General features: G+C 40.5%; 18 protein-coding genes. 8 read left to right on the top strand and 10 right to left on the bottom strand.

Features of this window, described 5'->3' with window-relative positions; all coding sequences use genetic code 11:
* Positions 1-220: 220 nt before the first annotated feature.
* The 3 genes from QR40_RS27865 to QR40_RS27855 form a co-directional block, all read right to left on the bottom strand.
* Entirely contained in the window at positions 221-2,044 is a 1,824-nt protein-coding gene (locus QR40_RS27865; protein ID WP_044297727.1) for a sensor histidine kinase, read from the bottom strand.
* Entirely contained in the window at positions 2,041-3,591 is a 1,551-nt protein-coding gene (locus tag QR40_RS27860) for a response regulator transcription factor (RefSeq protein WP_044297726.1), read from the bottom strand. The genes QR40_RS27865 and QR40_RS27860 overlap by 4 nt, the downstream gene beginning before the upstream one ends.
* 82 nt (positions 3,592-3,673) lie before the next feature.
* Complete coding sequence (locus QR40_RS27855) at positions 3,674-5,125, bottom strand: response regulator (protein WP_044297725.1); 1,452 nt, start codon at positions 5,123-5,125, stop codon at positions 3,674-3,676.
* A gap of 271 nt (positions 5,126-5,396) precedes the next feature.
* Here QR40_RS27855 and QR40_RS27850 point away from each other — a divergent pair, with 271 nt between their 5' ends.
* From QR40_RS27850 to rhaM, 5 genes are all read left to right on the top strand, one after another.
* Complete coding sequence (locus QR40_RS27850) at positions 5,397-6,929, top strand: sugar ABC transporter ATP-binding protein (RefSeq protein ID WP_242849134.1); 1,533 nt, start codon at positions 5,397-5,399, stop codon at positions 6,927-6,929.
* 21 nt (positions 6,930-6,950) lie between these two features.
* The gene (locus tag QR40_RS27845) at positions 6,951-7,952 is read left to right on the top strand and encodes an ABC transporter permease (protein ID WP_027295428.1); all 1,002 of its coding nucleotides are present in this window, start codon (positions 6,951-6,953) and stop codon (positions 7,950-7,952) included.
* A gap of 2 nt (positions 7,953-7,954) precedes the next feature.
* Entirely contained in the window at positions 7,955-8,968 is a 1,014-nt protein-coding gene (locus QR40_RS27840; protein ID WP_044289586.1) for an ABC transporter permease, read from the top strand.
* A gap of 72 nt (positions 8,969-9,040) precedes the next feature.
* Positions 9,041-10,219, top strand: a complete 1,179-nt coding sequence (locus tag QR40_RS27835; protein WP_027295430.1) for a rhamnose ABC transporter substrate-binding protein — start codon at positions 9,041-9,043, stop codon at positions 10,217-10,219.
* Between the two features lie 159 nt (positions 10,220-10,378).
* A complete protein-coding gene (gene rhaM / locus QR40_RS27830) occupies positions 10,379-10,690 on the top strand; it encodes an L-rhamnose mutarotase (protein WP_027295431.1) in 312 nt (103 codons plus the stop codon).
* A gap of 190 nt (positions 10,691-10,880) precedes the next feature.
* Here rhaM and QR40_RS27825 read toward each other — a convergent pair whose 3' ends face one another.
* From QR40_RS27825 to QR40_RS27810, 4 genes are all read right to left on the bottom strand, one after another.
* Complete coding sequence (locus QR40_RS27825) at positions 10,881-12,092, bottom strand: substrate-binding domain-containing protein (protein ID WP_027295432.1); 1,212 nt, start codon at positions 12,090-12,092, stop codon at positions 10,881-10,883.
* Between the two features lie 192 nt (positions 12,093-12,284).
* Positions 12,285-13,544, bottom strand: a complete 1,260-nt coding sequence (locus tag QR40_RS27820) for an ABC transporter permease subunit (RefSeq protein WP_044297724.1) — start codon at positions 13,542-13,544, stop codon at positions 12,285-12,287.
* Positions 13,544-14,548, bottom strand: a complete 1,005-nt coding sequence (locus QR40_RS27815) for an ABC transporter permease (RefSeq protein WP_044297723.1) — start codon at positions 14,546-14,548, stop codon at positions 13,544-13,546. Before QR40_RS27815 ends, QR40_RS27820 begins: the two co-directional genes overlap by 1 nt.
* Positions 14,549-14,551: 3 nt before the next feature.
* The gene (locus QR40_RS27810; RefSeq protein ID WP_027295435.1) at positions 14,552-16,057 is read right to left on the bottom strand and encodes a sugar ABC transporter ATP-binding protein; all 1,506 of its coding nucleotides are present in this window, start codon (positions 16,055-16,057) and stop codon (positions 14,552-14,554) included.
* Positions 16,058-16,307: 250 nt separating this feature from the next.
* On the opposite strand from QR40_RS27810, the gene QR40_RS27805 reads away from it, so the two are divergent.
* Both QR40_RS27805 and QR40_RS27800 read left to right on the top strand, forming a co-directional pair.
* Complete coding sequence (locus QR40_RS27805; protein ID WP_027295436.1) at positions 16,308-17,162, top strand: helix-turn-helix domain-containing protein; 855 nt, start codon at positions 16,308-16,310, stop codon at positions 17,160-17,162.
* 587 nt (positions 17,163-17,749) lie between these two features.
* Positions 17,750-18,667, top strand: coding sequence for an aldo/keto reductase (locus tag QR40_RS27800; protein WP_044297722.1), 918 nt, complete (start codon positions 17,750-17,752; stop codon positions 18,665-18,667).
* Positions 18,668-18,769: 102 nt separating this feature from the next.
* Here QR40_RS27800 and QR40_RS27795 read toward each other — a convergent pair whose 3' ends face one another.
* A complete protein-coding gene (locus tag QR40_RS27795; protein ID WP_044297721.1) occupies positions 18,770-20,179 on the bottom strand; it encodes a glutamate decarboxylase in 1,410 nt (469 codons plus the stop codon).
* Between the two features lie 37 nt (positions 20,180-20,216).
* Between QR40_RS27795 and QR40_RS33905 the strand changes: the two genes are divergently transcribed.
* Positions 20,217-20,315 (top strand): DUF6783 domain-containing protein, encoded by a 99-nt coding sequence (locus QR40_RS33905; protein ID WP_377143151.1) that lies wholly within the window; start codon positions 20,217-20,219, stop codon positions 20,313-20,315.
* A 137-nt stretch (positions 20,316-20,452) separates the two neighbouring features.
* On the opposite strand, the gene QR40_RS27790 is transcribed toward QR40_RS33905, so the two are convergent.
* Positions 20,453-21,883 carry an alpha-L-fucosidase gene (locus QR40_RS27790; RefSeq protein ID WP_044297720.1) on the bottom strand — a complete coding sequence of 477 codons (1,431 nt, stop codon included), beginning with the start codon at positions 21,881-21,883 and terminating at the stop codon, positions 20,453-20,455.
* Entirely contained in the window at positions 21,868-23,304 is a 1,437-nt protein-coding gene (locus QR40_RS27785) for a sialate O-acetylesterase (RefSeq protein ID WP_044297719.1), read from the bottom strand. Before QR40_RS27785 ends, QR40_RS27790 begins: the two co-directional genes overlap by 16 nt.
* Between the last annotated feature and the right edge of the window lie 12 nt (positions 23,305-23,316).

The following is a 23,316-nucleotide window of genomic DNA, read 5'->3' as shown; positions in this document are numbered from 1 at the left end:
GATTTGCTCTGGTTCTTTGCATTTTTTATAGAAAAGGAAAATGATCTGATAACAGACACCATTTACAAAAAATGAGTGAACGAATACCAGACCATCATATCCCCGCAAATATATGATAACATTTTTTGAGGATTAGTCAATGTTGTATTGGATATTTTTTGGAAGTAAATAATAAATTAAATAATTATTTTGTGACTTTATAAATTTAACCAGGCATATTTTAAACAGATATCTTCTTCGCGGGGATTCGGATCTCTACTTCCGTCCCGTTTCCTTCATTGCTGCTGTATGCAAGGCCAAAGTCGGTGTTATTATAAAAAAGCTGTAGTCGTTCATGTGTATTATAGATACCGATATTACTTCCTGAAATACTTTCCCCGGCTCCGGTGAGGATAATTTTTAGCTTATCTTCCGAGATTCCTACACCGTCGTCCGATACAATTAAGACTAAAACTTCATCTTCCAGCCAACCGGTAATCAAAATCGTTCCCATTTTTTCCTCTTTTTCAAAAATACCATGCATAATGGCATTTTCCACCAGAGGCTGAAGAACCAGCTTGGGGATTTCGTAATCCATCATTTCATCCGGGACGTCAATAATAAATTCTATTTTGTCCTGATAACGCATATTCTGCAGCTTTACATAAAGTGAAACCTGGGTAATCTCCTCTTTAAGGGAGATGGCTATATTACCCTTATTCAGAGTCAGTTTGTAGAATTTTGACAGTGCCTGTACAGCTTCCGTCACCTTTTCCTCCTGATGGCTCAGGGAGAGCCAGTTAATCATATCCAGGGTGTTGTACAGAAAATGAGGATTTATCTGGGACTGCAGGGCTTTAAATTCAGCAATTCTAAGATCTTCCGCTGACTTAGCCTGATTATCCATCAGTGTATTCATCTCGGTACTCATATAATTATACGTATCAATCAGATCACCTACCTCATCATGAATCTGTGCCGTTTCCATAGATACAGGTCGTCCTGTCCGCACCGTCTTCATCTGGTTAATAACTGCACCCAGACGTTTTGTGATGGATCTGGAGAGGGTGGTAGCCATAATAAATGCCACACCCAGGAAGAAGAGGTAAAAAAGAACAAACTGTACGATTAAAAGTTTTCCTTTGTTCTGCAGGGATTGTGCAGGTAAAATAGAAACCATATACCAGGAAGTATGGGTTACGTTATAAAAGCCGGCATATACTTCTTTTCCGAGAACAGTTTTGGTAATGTAGTTATTTGACTGCATAAACGAGTCTTTAATCGTATCGTAGTTCATCAGATAAGTACCTGCATAAGCACTATCGGAAGAAGATACAAGGGCATTTCGTTCGTTTACTATATATGAGACGGTATTATTTTCTGATATTCCCTGCATAAGCAGCTGATCAATATTTTCCTGGGAAAAATAAACCACTACATAAATAGAAGGGTCCTCGGGGGCGGCGGTCTGCGGCTTAATCTTACGTACATAGGACATTGATCCATAGTTTTCTACCTCTTTTGGAGAAAGGTAGAACTTCGGGCAGAACAGCGAAGGAATGGGTGTACTGTTAAATATGCCGCTCCAATAAGACCCCCTTGCCTCACTGGAATGCAGAAATATGGACTTCTGGCCATTATAATCATCATAAAAATCTTCCGTGGGGAGATCCATATATATTTTTATATCCGTAATAAGATTTCCATCAATCATTGAATTGGTAAAAGTATAAAAATCTTCTGTTTTTGCAGACCGGAGCAGCTGTAGTAAGCGAAACGAATTTTTTTCATTTAAAATATCCGTAAGATAGGCATTGTCCAGAATGGAGTCACTTACTACATTGATCTGATCCATTGCAGCATTGATCGTAGAGGAGGAGTGTTTGGAAAAGTTCTGCTCCTGGCGTATCGTTTCGGATACAATGGTATCATACATCTGGCCGTAAAAAAAATACGCAATTACAATAGTCGGAATAATGATCAGCACCAGATGGGTGATCATAAATTTGGACTGCAGCCGCATATTAGAATACAAATCTTTCAGTGGCTGTAGCGGTTTTATCATTTCAGCACCTTCTCCCTGTACTCAGAAGGTGAGAGACCAACGATTTTTTTAAAACTCTTGCTAAAATAATTACCATCGGAATATCCTACTTTAGAGGAAATATCGGTAATCTTGTACCTGGGGTCAGATAGGAGCTGTTTTGCCTTTTCCATACGGTAATCCGTAATATACTGGTTCAATGTCTGCTGCGTTTCTGTTTTAAACAAAGTGCAGACATAAGATGTAGAGAGATAGACATGTTCGCTGATATCTTTCACAGACAACGTATCATTCATAAAATTCTTCTGAATAAATTCTTTAATCATAAAAATGGTGGAATTTTCCGAAACCTGGTTATTAAGTGCCTCAAAATAATCGTCTATCTTACTGAGCAGTGATTTATGCAGCTCTGCCAAAGTCTGAAATTTCTCAATATATTCTAAGATACTTTCAATTTGGGACTCGGTCCCGGCGGTTACCTGCTGGGATCTACAGCTGTTCTGTACAATCATAAACAGTTTGTAGTATATATCCCGTACCTGATTCGGCAGATAAGACCGGTTATTTTTAAAATAATTAAAAATATGATTCAATATGCCGGCTGCCTCATCTTTATTTTTATCAGACAGAGCTTCTGCAAAAGCAGAGGAAGGATCGGTAAACACGGAAGTAGATAAAGTAGTTGAATTCTCATCAGTCAGGATGCTGTTGTAATCATAGAAAAAGCTGCTCTGCAGCAGTATAACAGCCTGGCTATAGGAATGGTAAACTTTATGTATATCATTTACCGTATTGCCAACGACAATAAAAAAAGTCCCTATCTCACTATACAGAGATTTCAGGTATTCTGAACACTTCAGTATAATTTCAGGAGAAGGTTTTACCGTTCCGAAAATATGATATACAATATGCTGTTCGTGTTTACTTACGTGTATACTCTGCAAATGGTATTTCAGCAGGAATGAGTCTAACTGTTTGTGTATGGTATTGATGGAATTCCCCATGTTTTCATTAAAGTTGTCGGTTAACTTCACAATTAATGTGGTGAAGTATAGGATGGAACTGGGCGGATATTGAAAATCATGCAGTAAATCGTCTATTCCTTCCACATCCTGGGATGGATAGGTCAAAAGCAGTGCCAGTCTGGAGGATCGTTCCAGAGAAAGTAATGTCTCTGACTGTTTGGTACGGTTCAACTGTTTGTTCTCTTCAATTGCTTCCAGTACAGCTTCTTCAATTTCAAGAGGATCCAAAGGTTTTTCTACATAATTAATAGCCTTTAATTTGATAGCCGCCTTTAGATACTCTTTATCTGAATATCCGCTCATGAATATAATGCATGCATCCGGCAGGATCAATTTTATCTTCTCTGCCATTGCAATACCGTCCATTCTGGGCATTCTTACATCACTCAGTATAATTTGCGGTTTTTCCTTTTTTGCAGTCTCAAGACCATTAATTCCATCATCAGCCAGAAAAATGTCAAATATACCCAGGGATCTCCAGTTCACAGAAGACATTAATCCCTCTCTTGTTAATTGTTCGTCATCTACTATTAGTAATTTCATCTATTGTAATCTCCCTGATTGTGATAGCTACAGTTACATTTTAACAAAATATAAAAAGATTACAATAGGAATCGCCGTTTATTCACAAATTCTCGTTATTAATGCATCTTTGATATTCAGAAGGGGACATATTTGTGCATTTTGTAAATACTCTCGTAAATTGCTGACTGCTGCAAAAGCCTGTTAAAGAAGCAATTTCTTTAATGGAAAGCTGCGGCTGTTCCTTTAATTTCCGTTTTGCATTTGCGATCCGTATCTCTTCCAGATATTCTGTATAACGGATTCCGGTCTTTTCACGGAATAACTGAAAGAGATAATCCGGGGTACGCCCAAACAGTTCGGCAAGGTTTTGTACTTCTATGTCATGGGTATAATTTTTCCTGATATACTGTTTTATTTTTTCTGACAAATCATAATCAGGAGATTCAGGCGAGGCTCCATGCATTTCCTGTATTTTTTCCTGTACAGATTGTATAAAGAAGGAAAATGATTCCGTGTGAAATAAATCTCCCGTTACCGCTTTCAGATACAGGGAAAGATTGTATTTTTCACATCTGGCGAAAACACCTTCCAGTGAGGAAACAGGAAAAGAAGGGTTTATCGCCTGATAAAGCAGAGATTCTTCTTTTTCCAAAAATCCTAAAATAATCAGATTAATCATCCTGTTTAATTTTTGCAGGGCATCTTCAGCAACAGACTGCTCCAAATCGTGATAGGGAATCAAATTGCCATATTCACAGAGACTCCGGAAGGTTGCGTGGTCTGATATATTTTCAGCAATTTTAAAACATTCCCGTAAGGTATTGCAGCAAAAGCAGATTACACTCAGCGGAGAGCGATTCTTCCTGGTCAGGTTCTGGAGAAAAGTAAGGGTCTCCCGGCGCATAGGGTCTTCTTTTAATAGGATAAGAAGCGCACCGTCATCCAGATATAGAAAACCATTGCATACAGGAGTTGATGAGTTGGCTGAAAAATAATCCTGGATCCTGGTCTGGATCTGTTGATACATGGAATACTGTTCATGAAAGTCAGGGGAGTCTGCATACAGTACATATCCCTGGTATTCGGCGGGATAGTCCTCCGGAATCTCTCCATAAGACTGGAAACTATTATAATCCTGAATTAGCTGATGCGGAAAATTGTTATAACTGACCCATTTTAACTTTTCCAGTTTTTTACTGACCTGTAACAGGCTTCTGTTAATATCCTCTAACGTAATTGGCTTCACCAGATAATCCTTTGCACCCAGTTGGATTGCTTTCTGGGCATAATGGAAGTCTGAATATCCGCTGAGAATTACAATATTGGCATTGGGACAGTGTCTTTTTGTTTCCTCAAACCCTTCTATTCTGTCCATTAAGGGCATTTTTATATCCAGGAATATGAGATCCGGGTGCATTTCTTTTGAAACCGTTACCAATTCCTTTATGTTATTTGCTTCAAATATTCTATGAAGACCGGGATATTCTTTGTGGATCATACAGGTGAGCCCCTGGCGTGACATTTTGTCGTCATCTGCAATTAATATTTTCATTTATGAGAATCCTCCTTATAAGATAATAGTGCGATGTTATTTTCTGTGATCATTATAGCAGATAAATGTATGATTGTATCAGTCATATCATAGATTTTCTGTTAACAAATCATAAACTCATAGATACTGGATAAATAAACCTTTTTAGCTATTATATGGACAGATTGTTCATAATTTATTCAAAATTCAAAAATATTTTACCCTGAATCCAATTATTTTCCTGTATAAATTAAATTAGCCAGATGATAGGATATTAATAGATCAAAGATAAATGAAAAAAGATAAGGGAGGAGAATACAAGGTGTCTGAGTATGTTCTTGAATTAAAAGGTATTACAAAGATATTTCCAGGTGTAAAGGCTCTTGACAAGGTACATTTTCAATTGAAAAAGGGCGAGATACATGCACTGATGGGTGAAAACGGCGCCGGAAAATCCACGTTTATAAAAGTTATTACAGGTGTACATAAAGCAGAAGAGGGCGAGATGTTCCTGGATGGCAAGCCTGTAAATTTTAAAGGTCCAAAGGATGCACAGAAAGTAGGAATCGCAGCAATTTACCAGCATGTTACTTCCTATCCGCATCTTACGGTTACCGAAAATATTTTCATGGGTCATGAAGATGTAAAACACGGCATGATCCAGTGGAAGAAAATGAATGAAGAGGCAAATAAGCTCCTGAAAGAATTAAATGCAGATTTCGATGCAACTGCAGAAATGGGATCCTTAAGTGTTGCGCAGCAGCAGATGGTAGAAATTGCCAAAGCACTGTCTATGAAAGCCAGAATCATCATCATGGATGAGCCTACGGCAGCGCTTACCAAAAGAGAGTCCGAAGAACTTTACAAAATAGCGGAAAAGCTTCGGGACGAAGGAGCATCCATTATTTTCATCTCCCATAGATTTGAAGATATGTATCGGTTGGCAAGTAAAGTTACCGTATTCCGGGATTCCCAATATATCGGAACATATGGTGTAGATGGAATCACCAATGCAGACCTGATCAAAGCCATGGTTGGACGTGAAATTAATGATTTGTTCCCGAAACCGGATGTTAAGCTTGGCCAGGAAGTATTGAGAGTAGAAAAATTAAGCCGACAGGGATATTTCAAAAATGTATCCTTTAGCGTAAAAAAAGGTGAAATCCTGGGACTTACCGGACTGGTAGGAGCCGGACGTACCGAGGTAGTACAGACCATATTTGGAGTAGAGAAGTTTGATTCAGGCAAGGTTTACCTGGAAGGAAAAGAAGTACATATCAAACAGCCTTCAGATGCCATGCAGTTAGGTATCGGTCTTCTGCCGGAAGACAGGCAGCATCAGGGTCTGATCTTAGACTGGGGAATCGGAAGAAATATTACACTTGCAGAACTCAGCAAATATTCTAAAAATGGAATTACCAACGATAAAGCTGAAAGAGAAGCCGCGAAAAAGCTGGCAGAGGAAGTGGATACAAAGGCTGTTACCATATTTGATAAAGCAAGTTCACTGTCCGGCGGAAATCAGCAGAAGGTTGTTGTAGCAAAATTACTTTCCTCAGACCTTAAGGTAATCATCCTGGATGAGCCGACAAAGGGTGTTGACGTTGGAGCCAAAGCAGCAATTTATGAGATCATGGGTGATCTGGCAAAGAAGGGTTATGCGATAATAATGATTTCTTCTGAAATGCCTGAGATCCTGGGTATGAGTGATAGAATCGTAGTTATGTGTCAGGGTAAAGTAACCGGAGAATTAAACCGTGAGGAAGCAACCCAGGAGGGCATCTTAAAATATGCGATGGCCAAATCTTCCGGCGATGCAAACTAGAAAGGAGAGGCAAACAACAAAATGGAAAAGAAATTCAGTCTAAAAAAATTAACCAGCTCTCGTGAAATGAGTTTGCTCCTGGTAGTTATCGTACTTTGTATCTTTATACAATTTCGAAACAGCTCTTTCCTGACGGGTACGGTTATTGTAGAAATGTTAAAGAATTATTCCGTAACAATGATTCTTGCACTTGGTATGATGTGTGTGTTACTGATCGGAGGAATTGATATTTCCATCGGATCCACCATAGCATTATCCGGTATGGGAAGTGCTCTCATGATGAGAGATGGAGTATTTTCAAATACGTTATTAGGTTTTGTAATGTCAATTCTGATTGGATTGGTATGCGGACTTGTAATCGGTCTGGTAATCTCAAAAGGAAAAGTATTACCGATTATTGCAACACTTGGTTTTATGAATATTTACAGAGGTCTGACATATCTGATTGCAAACAGCCAATGGGTAGCTGCATATCAGGTACCGGAGAAATTTAAGGCATTTGCTCAGAGCAATTATTTGACATTTGGATTAGTTAATAATCTGGTTACCATTATGATTATCTGTTATATTATTTTCTTCATCGTCATGAAATGGACCAGAACAGGAAGGAAGATCTACGCAATCGGTAGTAATCCGGAAGCAGCAGAGATTTCAGGTATTAGAATCGACAACATTAAGTTATTAGTTTATTCCCTGATGGGAGCCATTTGTGGTCTGGCAGGTGCAATGTGGGTATCAGTATATGCATCAGCTCAGGGAGATATGGCTACCGGAATTGAAATGGATGTTATTGCAGCCTGTGTAATTGGAGGTGTAAGTTTAACCGGAGGCCGCGGAAGCGTGGTCGGAGTATTCTTAGGATCACTTACAATTGCTATTATAGGAAAAGCGCTTCCATTAATTGGAGTATCCCAATTCTGGCAGAGCGCAATAAAAGGTGTTATTATATTAGTTGCTGTTATCCTGAATGTTATGGCTCAGAGAGTTATGGATAAGAATAATCTGAAAGGAAGGGAGATGTAATCATGGCAACAAAATCTGGAAGAACAATATCAGCAGAAAAGAAATCATCATGGAAACAGACCCTTCTGAAATGGGAAACATTTTTAATAATTTTGTTTATTGCCGTTAATGTTATGAACTCCTTCATTTCACCCAACTATTTAAGTGTATCAGGATTATTTACGGCCACCTCATCTTTCCTGGAAAAAGCATTCATTGCTTTGCCAATGGCTTATATCCTGGTACTGGGTGAAATCGACATCTCAGTTGGTTCTATTGTAGCATTATCAGCGGTTTTAATGTCACTGGCATATAACGCAGGAGTCCCAATGGGGCTTGCAATCATTATCTGTTTATTGGTTGGAACTGCATGTGGTTTTTTAAACGGTCTGATTCTTACGAAGTTTACAGAATTAGCACCTATGATTGTAACATTAGGAACTCAGATATTATTCAGAGGTATTGCTGAAATTCTCTTAGGAGACCAGGCAGCCGGAGGATTGACTAGCGTTGAATGGTTTAGTAATTTATACTGGGGATCCATCGGACCGGTACCTTACATGTTTATCGTATTTGTAATCTGTGCAGTAGCTTTTGGACTGGTATTACATAAAACCACTTTCGGAAGAAGAATTTATGCAATCGGAAGTAACCGTCTGGCAGCTGAATATGCAGGTATCCACGTACAGAAACTTCGCTTGATCGTATATACGATCGCAGGTACATTTTCAGCAGTAACAGCAGTTTTCCTGGCAGCCCGGATGGGAAGTACCCGTTCCAATATAGCGGCGGGATATGAACTGGAAGCGATCTCCATGGTAGTATTGGGAGGTATCTCAACCGCAGGCGGTAAAGGTAATTTTCCGGGAACAGTTATTGCGATTTTTATCATTGGTTTCTTAAGATATGGATTAGGATTGATCAATGTACCATCTCAGGTAATGTTAGTTATCATTGGAGCATTACTGGTAGTAGCAGTTATGATTCCAAATATAAATATTGGAAAACTTTTAAAGAAAAAAGAAGCAGCAAACTAAAAATCTATTAACGGTACTTACACCAAAGGGTGTTATGTATAAAACTATTTATTCCAAGGGAGGAAATAAAGAATGAAGAAAAAAGTAATTAGTGCATTATTATGTATGTCCATGGTTGCTACAATGATGGCAGGCTGCGGAAGCAGTGAAACAAAGACAACAGAAGCAGCTAAAACAGAGGCAGCGAAAACAGAAGCAGCAACAGAAGCAGGCGGCGACACAGAAGCAGCAAAATCTGAAGCAGCAACAACAGAAGCTGCAGGTGGAGAAACAGAAGCTGCCAAAACAGAAGGAAATGCTGATGTAAGTGGAAATACTTATGCAATTGTTACAAAAGCAGCAGGAAATCCTTACAATGAAAAAGAAGCTACCGGATTCCAGGAAGTAATTGATGCAGTAGGTGGAAAATGCGTAGTAAAACATCCGGAAAGTGCTACAGCAGAAGCTCAGATCACAATGATCAACGAATTAGTTGCTCAGGGTGTTCAGTCTATTGCAATAGCAGGAAATGATTTTGATGCTCTTCAGCCAGCATTAAAAGCAGCTATGGACAAAGGCATCCAGGTATCTTCCTTAGATGCTAACGTAAATCCGGACAGCCGTAAAACATTTGTTAACCAGGCTGGTGTTGACCAGATCGGACAGACATTAATGGATGCAGTACTTGATATCTCCGGTGGAGAAGGACAGTGGGCAATTCTTTCCGCAACAAGCCAGGCTACAAACCAGAACGCTTGGATTGAGTCTATGAAAAAAGTTATGGAAGATGAAAAATACTCCAAACTTGAATTAGTAGAAGTTGCATATGGCGATGATGAATACCAGAAATCTGTTGACCAGACACAGGCTTTATTACAGAACTACCCAGACCTTAAAGTTATCTGCGCTCCTACAACTGTAGGTATCATGGCAGCAGCTAAAGTTATTCAGGATCAGGGCGTAGCAGGCAAAGTTAAATTAACAGGACTTGGACTTCCTTCTGAAATGGCTGATTATATCGGTGATGACGATACACATTCCTGCCCTTACATGTACTTATGGAATCCAATTGATGTAGGACGTTTATCTGCTTATACATCAATGGCATTAGTATCCGGTGAAATCACAGGCGCAGCTGGTGAGAAATTTACAGCTGGCGACATGGGCGAATACGAAATCACAGCAGCAGATGATGGCGGAACAGAAATCATCGTTGGACCTCCTTTCAAATTTGATCCATCAAACATCAATGACTGGAAATCCGTATACTAAAATTACGTAACAACTGCCAATAATAAACTTTTTCATATCATATTTTCCTTATAAAAAAGTCTTCTGCCTGTACCCCATACAGGTGGAGGACTTTTAAATATTATAGTTTCAATCTGATATTTGTATGATACAATAAATTAAAAACAGGAGGTAACACAAATGGTAAAAGGATTTAAAATGAAGTTGTATGAAGGAAAGGAAGAAGAATACGAAATCCGCCACAATCAGCTTTGGCCTGAGATGATAGATATGATTCATCAGTACGGCGGCAAAAACTATACAATCTTCCTGGACAAGGAGACCCTGACTTTATTCGGATATATTGAAATTGAGGATGAAGAACTCTGGGCAAAAGGGGCAGATACTGCAATCAACCGCAAATGGTGGGATTTTATGGCGGATATTATGGAGACAAATCCGGATAACAGTCCGGTATCTGTTGATTTAAAGACGGTGTTTCATTTAGATTAAAAGATGGCGATGCAAATGGAAAAGTCAATCAAATAAGTCAATTAAATAAGTCAATCAAATAAGTCAATTAAATAGCCATGCGTCTGCAAATACTGGGGCGCATGGCTATAATTTTGGGTAATTGAATAATCCTATAAAGATTTACAGCCAATCCTTGTCTATAACCCAAACTCCGGCGCTGTAAGCTGTATTATAATTTAGAAATCCACTCAACCATATTTTCTTTGTAGAAGATATAAGGCTGTCCGGCAAGTACGGCTGTACCGTCACCGCTTTGGTAAGCTTCGTATTTCTCTTCCGGATAGTCGCGGAATGCCTTCATGGTAAATGAAGAGCCGGCTTTTCCGTCAAAAGATTTGTCCAGGGAAGCCAATGTAGAAGCTGCGGCTACGGCGCCCAGATGAATTACATCCCAGAGCATCATATAAGGGCAGACATATGCGAAAGCATCTTCATCAGCCTTGGCAGGCATGAAAGACTGCATTTCGGATGGAAGTCCAAGACCGGTTAGTTTAATTTTACTGTTTGCAGATTTTAAAGATTGTCCCGCTGCTGCGATACCTACGGTTGTTGGGGAGATAATGCAGTCTACTTTATTTTCTGCAATAAATGCCTGTGCCTGGGTTGTGGATTCAGTCAGGTCATCATTTCCGTATTTTTTGTCTAAGTCCGGACTTACTTTTCCGGCATATACCGGATCAGCCAATTCTTTTTCCATGGCGGCAATCCAGCTGTTCTGTACCGGAGTGTCAATGGATGCGGAAAGTACACCAAGTTTTATTTCATCCTGGGAGTAGTCACTAAGCGCTTTTGTAACTGCAGCCTTCATGTCACCGTCTTCCGGATAGTCAACTCCCAGCGTAATTAATACGCCCGCCTGTACCAGGTTAGATCCAATATCCTGAACTTCAGCCTGGTTAATATGGGTAACGCGGTATTCCGGATTTGCTTCGGAATCAATGGAGGTAATTGGAATTCCTGCTTCTTTTGCCTTTTTAAATACTTCGTCATATCCGGTATCGCCATTTGTGGAGATGGTAATAGAAGCAACTTTTTGTGTAATTAATTCATCCAGCAGCTGAACCTGTGCGGCTACCGTTGTTTCGGCGGGGCTTTTATAAACAGCATTCTGCCCCTCACCCTTCATATACTCATCAAATCCTTCGAACATCAGATCACCAAAAGAGTTTCCGGTGCTTTTGAACATGAATACATGTGAACCTTCCAGAGAATCGGAGGAGCCTCCGGAAGTATTGCCATCTGCTTTTGCTGCCTGTGTTTCTGCTGTTCCGCCTGCCTCAGACCCGCTTGCTGTTGGTTTTGTTGAACTACATCCTGCTAATGATCCTAATACCATTGATACGCAAAGTCCAAGTGCTAAAAATCTTCTTACCTTTTTCATGTTGTTATCCTCCATTTTCATTTTATTTTCCCGGGCAGTTAGCTAAACGGCCGCGCTTATGGTTTCATTTGGCGGCTGCACTGCCGCGAGGGTCAGCTTCTGCCCCCTCGTGTTGGGTTATTGACTATATATAAGCAATATCAGGACAGATGGTCTTGCTATTGTTTATAACACAAGAGTTTTTTCTCTGCATCAGGAAAAGCGCTGCTTCGCCTTTTTTGTTTCTTCTTTTAGTTCTGATTTCAGGGATGCCGATGTTTCTTTACATTTTGTCTGGACAGTTACAATCTTTTCTTCATATTTTTTTATTTTTGCCGCTTTTTCCGGTTCACTTAATTTTTCGTCCTTCTTAATCTGCGCAATTAATGTTTTCATGGTCTTCACTTCTTCCAGCGCTTTTAAGTTTACTGCTTCAATATTTTTGTTATTTGAATAAAGTATCATCAGCTTGATGTTTTCGATCAGCTGTTTGTTAACGTTAGGGATCAGTACGGCAATAATTAATATAAAACCGGTTAATATTTTGCGGGAGTTGGCATCCACACCCATTAATCCCAGTGTATAAATGAGAAAAGCCATAATAAGCGTACCAATCACAGGTCCATATACTTTGCCTTTTCCTCCGTTCGTTGAGACACCGCCAAGTACACAAATTGCAATAGCATCTAACTCATAACCGGTGCCCATGGTGGAACTTACACCGCCGCCCATACGACCCACAAAAAATATGGAAGCAATTCCTGCCATAACTCCCATTAAAACAAAAATAACCATTTTGGTATGCTCTACACTAATACCGGAATAGGTGGCTACCGTAGCATTATTGCCGATAATGTATAACTTTCGCCCAAAGGATGAACGGTGAAGAAACAGTACAAAAATTGCAGCCATCAGTAAAAACAGTAATAGAGCAACCGGTATGCCAGCAATATTCAGCCATGCGATATCCGTATAAAATTTTGGGAAATGCTTTAAAACGTTTACATCCAGAATAATTTTTACAATTCCGCGAAAGAGCATGGAGGTAGAAATGGTAACAATAACTGCAGGCATTTTTATGTAAGCAATCAAAAATCCGTTAAATGCACCACATACACCTCCGGCAGCAATTCCAAATAATACACTTAAGATCATTGGGATACCGGCATCCATGCTTAAACCGGTAACCATAGAAGCAACAATCATGATTGCTGCAACGGATACATCAATGTCTCCAAGCATAAGTACGAAGATCATACCCAATACAAGCGGGGACAGATCCATACCGGATTGAATAATGGACTGAATGGTACCGGCGGAAAAGTAAAGTCCGGGTCTGGTAGCCATTAGCACCAGATTAATTGCTAGTAAAATATAGACAAGTATCATTTCCCACTTAACCAAAAACCGGGATAATTTAAATTTTTCTTTCACCGCCAGATCTCTGGCAGGTGTCTTAAGTTCGCCGCTCATTATATCAAAGCACCCCTTTCCTTTAAAACTCTTTTTTCAGAGGAGCGCAGTGTAAATAAATTAATTGCTACAGCAATAATTATGATTGCACCCTGGATGGCATCTTGCCACACACTAAGTCCCGGGAGTAAACTGATGAAATAGGTTATTACGCTCATCATCAAAAATCCTATAATTACACCGTCTATCTTACCTCTTCCGCCGGTGATGCTGACACCGCCCAGAATACAAATGGCAATGGCCTGCATTTCATAACCCTCACCCATGCCATAATAGCAGATTGAGTAATTTGCGGTGTAAAGCATTCCGGACAGTCCGGCAAGTGCACCACAGATTGTAAATGCCATAAAGGTAACCCTGGCTTCTTTGATACCGGCAACTTTAGCTGATTCCCGGTTTGTACCAATGGCATAAATACGTCTGCCGTAAGAGGTATAGCCAAGAAAAATACCGGCAAGTACAAAGATTACGATTACAAACCATAAAATATTATAGATACCAAGGAACTGACCGGAAGAAAAGGTAACATAATTATCTGTAAACTGGTGAGGAAACCACCAGTTGCCACCGCTGCAGAGAAATGCCAGTCCGCGGAAAATATACATGGTACCTAGCGTTGCAATCATGGGGACCATTTTTAAATAACCTACGATAAATCCATTAAAAGCACCACATAAAATACCGACTGCAATACCCAGAATAACCCAGACGATTCCCGGGATATTCTGATAGCTGTTCATCAGAGAGGAGCAGATAACTCCGGCTAAACTTAATGTAGATGCTACAGATAAGTCAATCCCTCCTGTGATGATAACCATCATCATCCCTACTGCAAGAAGTGCATATACGGCATTGTTTCGCAGCATGTTCAGTATTGAAGTTAAGGAGTACATGGAAGGTGTGATAAAAGCAGCTGCGGCCAGCAGTACAGCAAATCCAACCAAAAGTCCAAAGTTTCTGTTGCCTGTAATTTTTTCCATAAATGTATTTTTATCCGACTTCATCTCTTACTCCTCCTTTCCGTCTTTGTTTTTTAAAGAAGCTTCCAGAATCATTTCCTGAGTAGTTCCGCCAGACTCAAACTGACCGGTGACACGTCCGGACTTCATAACTACAATACGGTCTGCCATTCCAAGTACTTCCGGCATTTCGGAAGAAACCATGATAATGGCATATCCATTTGCTGCAAGCTCATTCATAATTTCATATATAGAATATTTAGCGCCCACGTCAATGCCCTTTGTGGGCTCATCTAAGATCAGAACCTTTAAATCACAGCTCAGTAACTTTGCAAATACTACTTTTTGCTGATTACCGCCGGATAAAGAGGAGGGTGGCGCGCTGATATCTTTTGCTTTTAACTGAATCTTCTGGCATAAAGAAATGGCATTTTTCATTTCATCCTCTTCCTGTAAAAGAATGCCTTTTGTAAACTTTTTCATTACGGCGGAGGAAACATTTTGGTAAATAGGAAGTTCATTCACAAGCCCCTGTATCTGCCGGTCCTCCGGAAGCAGTCCAATTCCATACTGCAACGCATCAATGGGGGTGCGGATTTTAACTTCTTTTCCTTCCAGTTTAATCGAACCGGAATCTGGTTTCATAATACCAAAGATGTTCTGACATACTTCTGTCCTTCCAGCGCCAACAAGTCCTGTAATTGCCAGTATTTCCCCTTTTCGCACCTGAAAGGAAACATTTTTAAAGTAACCTTCTTTTGACAGGTTTTCTACTTCCAGCACAACATCTTCGATTTTGGAGTTTTTGGTGGGGTACATCTGACTTAGTTCACGCCCTACCATTTCTGCTATCAGCTTCTGATTGGAGATTTTCTCCACATCCCAGCTGCCTATGTACCTGGAATCCCGGAATACCGTAACCCGGCTTGCCAACCGATACATGTCTTCAAATTTATGTGTAATAAATATAATGGATACGCCTTCATCTCTTAAACGTTCCGCAATCTGGTACAGTTGTTCGCATTCTGTTCTGGTTAAAGATGCCGTAGGCTCATCCATAATCAGAATGCGTGCATCTCTGGACAGCGCCTTTGCTATTTCTACCAGTTGCTGCTGGGCTACACTGAGAGCTCCCATAGGTTTGCTGACATCAATTTCTCCGCTGAGCGGCAGAATCAGTTCTTTCGCTCTTTGGGTCATTAGCTTCCAGTTATACAAACCAACTTTATTTTTGAGCTCCTGACCCATAAAAATATTTTCAGTCACCGATAAATCAGGAAATGCAGTTACATGCTGGTAGATAGCTGCAATTCCCAGCTTGGCGGAATCAGCAGTGGAGCGCAGGGTGATCTTTTCACCCTCCAGAAGCATAATACCGCTGTCCGGTTGATGAACCCCGGTTATGACTTTAATAAACGTAGATTTACCGGCTCCATTTTCACCCATAAGAGCATGTATTTCACCTCTCTTAAGTTGAAAGTGAACACCATTCAATGCTGTTACTCCGCCGAAGGTTTTTACAACGTCTTTCAACTCTAAGATAAAATCATTCATCATTATTCCCCTTTCCCTTATTAATTTTTTGTGGTACTGTGTGTTGTGATCGTTGTGATAAGCATATACTACCCCGATTTTTTTGTTTTTCAATATCAAAAATTGTTTTTCTGCTATCAAAAATTGTTATTTTGGACTATCTTACTATTATTTTTGAAAAAATAAAGGATTTATTATATAATTTTTAAATGAATGTTAACGCATGACGAAAAAAGTTAACAATACAGTTTTTAATTGGAGGGTCTTCATTGTGATATTACCTAAAAGAAATTTACCGGATCATTACACAAAAAGAACAAATCTAATTTCCCACCAGACAGAGAGCCTGCCATTCTATGTAAAAGAATGTGGATTCTGCAATGAAAAAAAATTTATTCTGGGAAATGCAAATAACTATTATGATTATATTTTATTATATTCCGTTTCGGGAGTTGTCCGGTTCACAAAAAACCAAAGCACCCAGTATATCTACCAGGATAATGTCGTAATTTCTTCCTGCAATACGCCGCTTACATTCACCCGTACAAGTAAAAACTGGGAATATTTCTATATTATAATCCGGGGTACACATGCAAAACTATATTACAATCTGGTGAGAAATAAGTCCAGTATAATCCCAACCGACAGACTGAGCAGCATTCTGGACCTGTTTTTAGAAATGAGCCAGATAACCTTTAAGAAAGAAGTTCTGGATGATATGCAGGCAAGCCTGATTATACATAATATTTTTTTTGAATTGTATAAAATATCCAACAGTATTTTAGAAACCAAAAAGATAACACCCGTACAGGAGACAGTAGTAAATCTTTCCCTGAAATATATAGCCGGTAATTATAAAAATGATCTGGATGTGGATACGATCTGCAACGAAGTAAGCTTTTCAAAATATTATTTTTGCAAGCTGTTTAAAGATCATATGGGAATGACAATACACCAGTACGTAAACGAATACCGGGTTAATAAATCAAAAGAACTACTGACTTACTCAAAATTGTCCATAAATGCAATAGCAAAGTCTGTGGGATTTAAGAATACGCTGACATACAGCAGATGTTTTGAACGGTTTACGCATATGACGCCAAGTGAATATCGGAAGAATTTTTAAGAAATTAGATCTAATTATATATAATAAGATGCATATTTAAAAAATAAAAAACATAGTAAATTTTAATGATAAAAATATTGTCAATTAGTGTCCTGTATGCTATACTTCTCGGTAAGAGCAATCGTGTTACGGGGTGATGCTGACCTTCATTTTACATAGAATGGAGGTGATGTCTATGAAACATTTCGATTTCAAGGATTTAATGGCATTTGGAATGTTTATTATAGGATTACTGACGTTCATTTATATGATCTGTCATTAATGAACATAGAAAAACCACCCTGAAACTTTTGACCAAGCGAACGGGTGGTTTTTCTTACTCTAAATAAGGTCAACCCACCTTGTGGGCGGTTGCTCTTTATGTGTTTAATATAGCATATAGTATTAGAAATTTCAAGATAAATAATGGTAATTATAATAATTAGTTTATTTTATCTAGTGATGATATCATCTATATCAGGAAGCTGAGGCGGTTGCATGTAAGGTTTGCAAATGTCCACAATTGTTCCCTGATTCTGGTAACTTTCTACAGAACTTATAAATCAGCTATAATAAAGTTAAAATAATAAAGTAGAAAGGAAATGAACATGAAAAATATCAACATTGGAAATGGAAAAATCCAGGTGCCGGAAATAGGACTTGGATGTATGAGAATCACAGAATTAAAGACAAAGGAAGCAGTAAGGTCATTGATTGATACTGCTATGGATCAGGGAATTAATTTTTTTGGTCATGCGGATATCTACGCAGGAGGAAGTGCCGAGGAGATTTTTGGTGATGTGACAGACGCGGGGCTTCGGAACAGAATGCTGATTCAGTCAAAGTGTGCGATACGGCCGGGATGCTGTTTTGATTTTTCTAAAGAACATATAATCAACTCGGTAGAAGGCAGCCTGAAACGATTAAAAACGGATTACCTGGATATCCTGCTGCTTCATCGCCCGGATACCTTAATGGAACCGGAGGAAGTAGCCGGTGCATTCCAGGAACTGGAGAAATCCGGAAAGGTCCGTTATTTCGGGGTAAGCAATGAAAATCCATATCAAATGGAATTATTGAATAAATATTGTGATAATAAAATTCTAATTAACCAGCTGCAGTTTAGTATTGCTCATTGTGGAATCATAGATGCCGGTATTAATGTAAATATTCATAATGACGCTGGAACAAACCGTGACGGAGGGGTATTAGAATATTGCAGATTAAAAGATATCACCATTCAGGCGTGGTCACCGTTCCAATATGGAATGTTTGAAGGTGTCTTCTTAAATAATGAAAAATTCCCGCTGCTAAATAAGACAATTGACCGACTGGCTGAAAAATATCAGGTTTCAAATAATGCCATTGCAATTGCATGGATACTGCGGCATCCGGCCAGAATACAGGCAATCGTGGGAAGTACGAATAAACAGAGGGTGGCGGATATCTGCAAAGCATCGGATATTACGCTTACAAGGGAAGAGTGGTATGAGTTGTATATGGCAGCAGGAAGGCAGCTGCCGTAAGGATTTTAGCAGTAAAAATATTGTACAGTAAAGTAAACATATAGAACAGGACAACTGTCCTTTATCATTACAACAGCTGCCCTGTTCTTCTACTTAAGGATATTAATGAGTAAATCCATAGACCTTCGGCTCTGCTTTTTTTCCATGAACCAGTACAGCGGCCTGGTTTAGTTCCTGTATGCCCTCTTTCACATCACGGATCAACAATTCAGCCATGTCATAATTTAAATCAGCACGGCACACAATCCTTTGAATCACAATGTTTTCCAGGTTCTTTGGCAATGGATAGGTAGGAACCTGCCATCCCCGCATGAGCAGACGGTCCGATAAGTCATAGAGCGTCCATTCCCGCTTTTCATCCTCTTTCAGCGTATAGCACACAACCGGAAGGTCACTACCATCGTGGTAGATATGGAAAATGCCGGTTTCTTCTAATTGTTCAGCCAGGTAATGAGCCACGTCCTGGGTCTTTTGCTGGATTCGCTGATATCCTTCTTTTCCAAGACGGATAAAATTATAGTACTGACCAATAATCTGACTTGCGGATCTGGAAAAGTTCAGGGCTATTGTGGGCATTTTGCCCCCCAGATAATCCACTTCAAAAATTAACTCCTCCGGAAGATATTCTTTGCGTTTCCATAGAACCCACCCAATGCCGGGATATACCAGTCCGTATTTATGACCGGAACAGTTGATGGATATAACATTTTTTAAACGGAAATCCCATGGCAGATCCGGATTCACAAAAGGAACAAAAAGTCCGCCGGAGGCTGCGTCCACATGAATATAAACCTTATGTCTGGTAGATGCATTGTAGGTTTCCAGTATGCGATCAATCGCCAGCATATCATCAAACTTGCCTGTATAAGTGATTCCAAGAATACCGACGATGCCAATGGTGTATTCATCCACATATTGAAGTACCGTATTCGGGTCTATGCACATACAGTCCGCATTCATTGGCACTTCCCGCAGTTCAATATCCCAATAGACACAGAACTTCTCCCAGCACACCTGATAACCCGAGGAAATAACAAGGTTCGGTTTTTTCGATAGATCAAGTCCAAATTCTGCAGCTCTTTTACGCCAGCGGAATTTCATTGCCATACCTGCCAGCATACATGCCTCAGAGGAGCCTACCGTGGAGGTACCGATGGTATCTGCTTCATCAGGAGAGTTCCACAGATGGGAGATCATATTTATGCAGCGGTGTTCGATTTCTGCAGTCTGCGGATACTCTGTCTTGTCAATGGCGTTTTTCTCCAGGGTTTCTGACATAAGTTTCACTGCTTCCTCTTCCATATAAGTCTGGCAGAACGTAGCCAGATTCAATCTTGCATTTCCCTCATTCATCAGTTCATCTTTAATCAGCTGATAAGCAAGGGCAGGTTCCAGAGGATGCTCACCGATGACATTTTTCGGTATGGGTGAATCTGCCTCTAAAGTCCCGAATAGCGGGGTATCAAAGGAATCTTTAAACGTTTCTCGTTTCTTGTACTGGTCATATAACATGATGCTCACTCCTGTTCTGTTTATATTTCATTAGAGCGTGTTTGAAAATTCTTTCTCACAGCTGGGCAAATCTCCTGCAAAGTGGGGCGTGCAGATAGCAGTAATGAATTTCCAAACACGCTCTGGTAGTCCATAAAGCTTGAACTCGACTACTGGTTTGATAGGTTTATTATATGACATTTTAAAATGAAGTACAATCCTGGAGAATAAATAAGGAAATCTGAGTTAAAGTTTACAGGGCAGCCGGTAAGCTCTAATGAACCGCAGCAAGCATTAAAACATAATCTTTAGAGAGTAAGCATGATCACATGGCGGTTGTTCCGGAAGGGTGACTTCCAGGCAGTCCGCTGACTGATAAAAGTCCAGGCAGCAGTTTGTTCCCAACAGTTGAACTTGAGCAACCGTTTTGGAGGAACTGCATTTTTTCAGTGTCTTAATACAGAGCTTCCGGTCTGGTGGCCATCCAAAGGTGATTGCATAAACGGCGGTTTGATTCTGCGTAAAACGAAAATCTTCCCAGGTAAAGGTATGGTTCTTAATATCCGAAGCCAGCCCTTCTTCCACCTGGCTGTTGATTTTTTCAATATTATAATTATCATCCGATACAACAGTAGGCCCTTCTGCAGCTGCCGAAAAGGGGCGGGTATTGTAAATAGCCTCCCCGTTTATTTTCAGCCAGGAGCCGATCTCATGCAGAACGGCAACGGCATCAGGATGAAAGGAACCGTCTGCATCTGGTCCTACATTTAACAGTAAATTTCCATTCTTTGCGGTTACATCGCAAAGCTGGTGAATGATGCTGCAGGCAGATTTATACTTTGGGTTTTGAACAATACACCAGGTGATGTTGTCTTCCAGCCGGTCATCGGTCTGCCAGGGAAAGTCTTTCGCATGGGAAAAACGTCCGCATTCAATATCATAGATTCCAATGCCAGCCGAAAAATCCTTTTGTTTATAAGAAATGGCAATGTCTTTGCCACTGCAGGTTTCATAATAATGACTGACCATTTTATAACGGTACGTTTCGTCAATAATAAAAGAGCGGCTGTCAAAATAGATCAGGTCAGGCTGATATTGATCTACTACCTCATTTACCTTATCCAGCCACATTTGGTTAAATTTATCGTCCGGCAGCCGATATGGGTGGTACCGGTTCGTCTCCAGAGGTAAAGCATCCCAGTAATACTGCGCATTGGCAGGGTCATAGACATCGGCATCTGTATCGGAGGACATGAACCAGCCCCAGAGCCACTGATGATGAAATGTGCTCAGTATTTTGATGCCTCTTTTCCGAAATGCTTGAATACACTCACCGGTAATATCTCTTTTCGGTCCATAATTGACTGAGTTAACCGGATTTACCTTACTGTCCCACATGGAAAAATTGTCGGCATGTTCCGTGACAGGTCCAGCGTACTTTGCTCCGGATGCCACAACCAGGTCAGCCCATTCTTCCGGGTCAAATTTTTCTCCGGTGAACATAGGGTAAAAATCCTTGTACCCAAAGTCATGGAGGGAACCATAGGTTTTTTCATGGTGGATATTCTGGGCAAGGCCTTTGCCGTACATATTCCGGGAATACCATTCATTTTCATAAGCCGGTACACAGTACGGACCCCAATGAAAAAAAAGTCCAAATTTTGCGTCCCGGAACCATTCCGGAGCCTGGCGTTCATAAGGTTTCCAATTTAAATTTGATGACATAATGAACCTCCTAACTGACGAGCATCCACAGGAAATTGATAAAATGAAAGCAAGGGAAGATACGTAACGGCATCTACAGGCGGAACAAAACTGGGGACAGATTCATGGCAGAAGGAAACCTGCGCGTCTCCCTGAAGGTCCCGGTCCAGGGTAATCAGCAGCCCGTCCAAAATGCCAGGTGCCAAAGTAATGCAGTAAGGGAGAACTTCCCCCAGGCTGTCTTCTATTAAGAAACCGCATTCGGCAGGGTTCTGGCTGTAAAGAAACAAAGTCCGGACAACACCGGAGAACCGTAACAGTATCTGATCCCTCTGGATTAATTCTGCACTGTAAATGTCCGGCGCCAGAAAGGCAGGGGCATTGCAAAGTACATATCCGCAAAGTTTCGCCATCCTTTCACCCAGAAGTGTGTTGGATACGGAGGAATTATGCACGTTATCTGACAAAGAACAGTTTAATGTGGGGAGCACATATACCTTCTGCATAGTATGTGCGGCTCTTCGCTGGACTTCCCGGATTACTGCCCATCCTTTCTGGTAAGGAGATCCGATTTCCCGGTTCAGCTGGAAGGTGAAAAATGGAATTTCATACCCGAGATCATGCCTTATATTGGAAATAAAATTCAGATATTTATCTTCGTACACCTCATAATTTCCATCTGTGGTATCAGCACAGCCCTGATACCACAGGATTCCAATGGGGTGCTGATTTGTCATATTTATTTTGCGAAGCATATTCCGGTAAAGTGACCCGGTGCCGTCTTTGTCCCACAGATCAATGGGGGATCCGCCTTTTGCACAGACAATCAGACCTACGGGACAACCGGAGATCTGCTGTAAGCGGCGCCCAAACGATATCCAGGGTGAAGTGCCTGATACACGAATTTCAGTGTTTTCATTATCATCGCCGGCATCCGTAGATTCGTTCAAAGGGTGGGTGGCAAGAGCCCAGCGGTTATTGTTGCGCAGTACATGAACACCCAAAGCAGGGGCATCCCCGCCCCAATCCTGTCCGAATCCGGCTGCATTTGACTGTCCGGCTACTATAAACAGATTTCCAACCCCAATATGAAATCTCACATCCCCACGGAACATCCAGGTATAGGTGCCGTCAGTACTGGCTGAATCCACTCCCGTTTCAATCCGGTATAATCCACCTTTTGGCAGTGTAAGCGTAATTTCAAATGTGCCGGTAAACCGTTCTTCATCCAGCAGTGAAAATTCTGCAGGGGTCCATGGAACTACCGGATAGTTATTATCCTCCTGCATGATGCGCACTACCGGAATGGCGTATTTTACACCCGCGTTCAGGGCTGCATCCGGTATAGAATAATGCCCTTTCAGGGATATGCTTCCACAATCTCCCTCTTTTTGAATAATAGCCCAGTCATCCGGGGCAGATGTTAATATTACTCCAGTCATCCTAATCTCTCC

The organism is Robinsoniella peoriensis (genome assembly GCF_000797495.1).
Classification (GTDB): domain Bacteria; phylum Bacillota; class Clostridia; order Lachnospirales; family Lachnospiraceae; genus Robinsoniella; species Robinsoniella peoriensis.
This window is presented reverse-complemented; position numbering and strand designations above follow the sequence as displayed.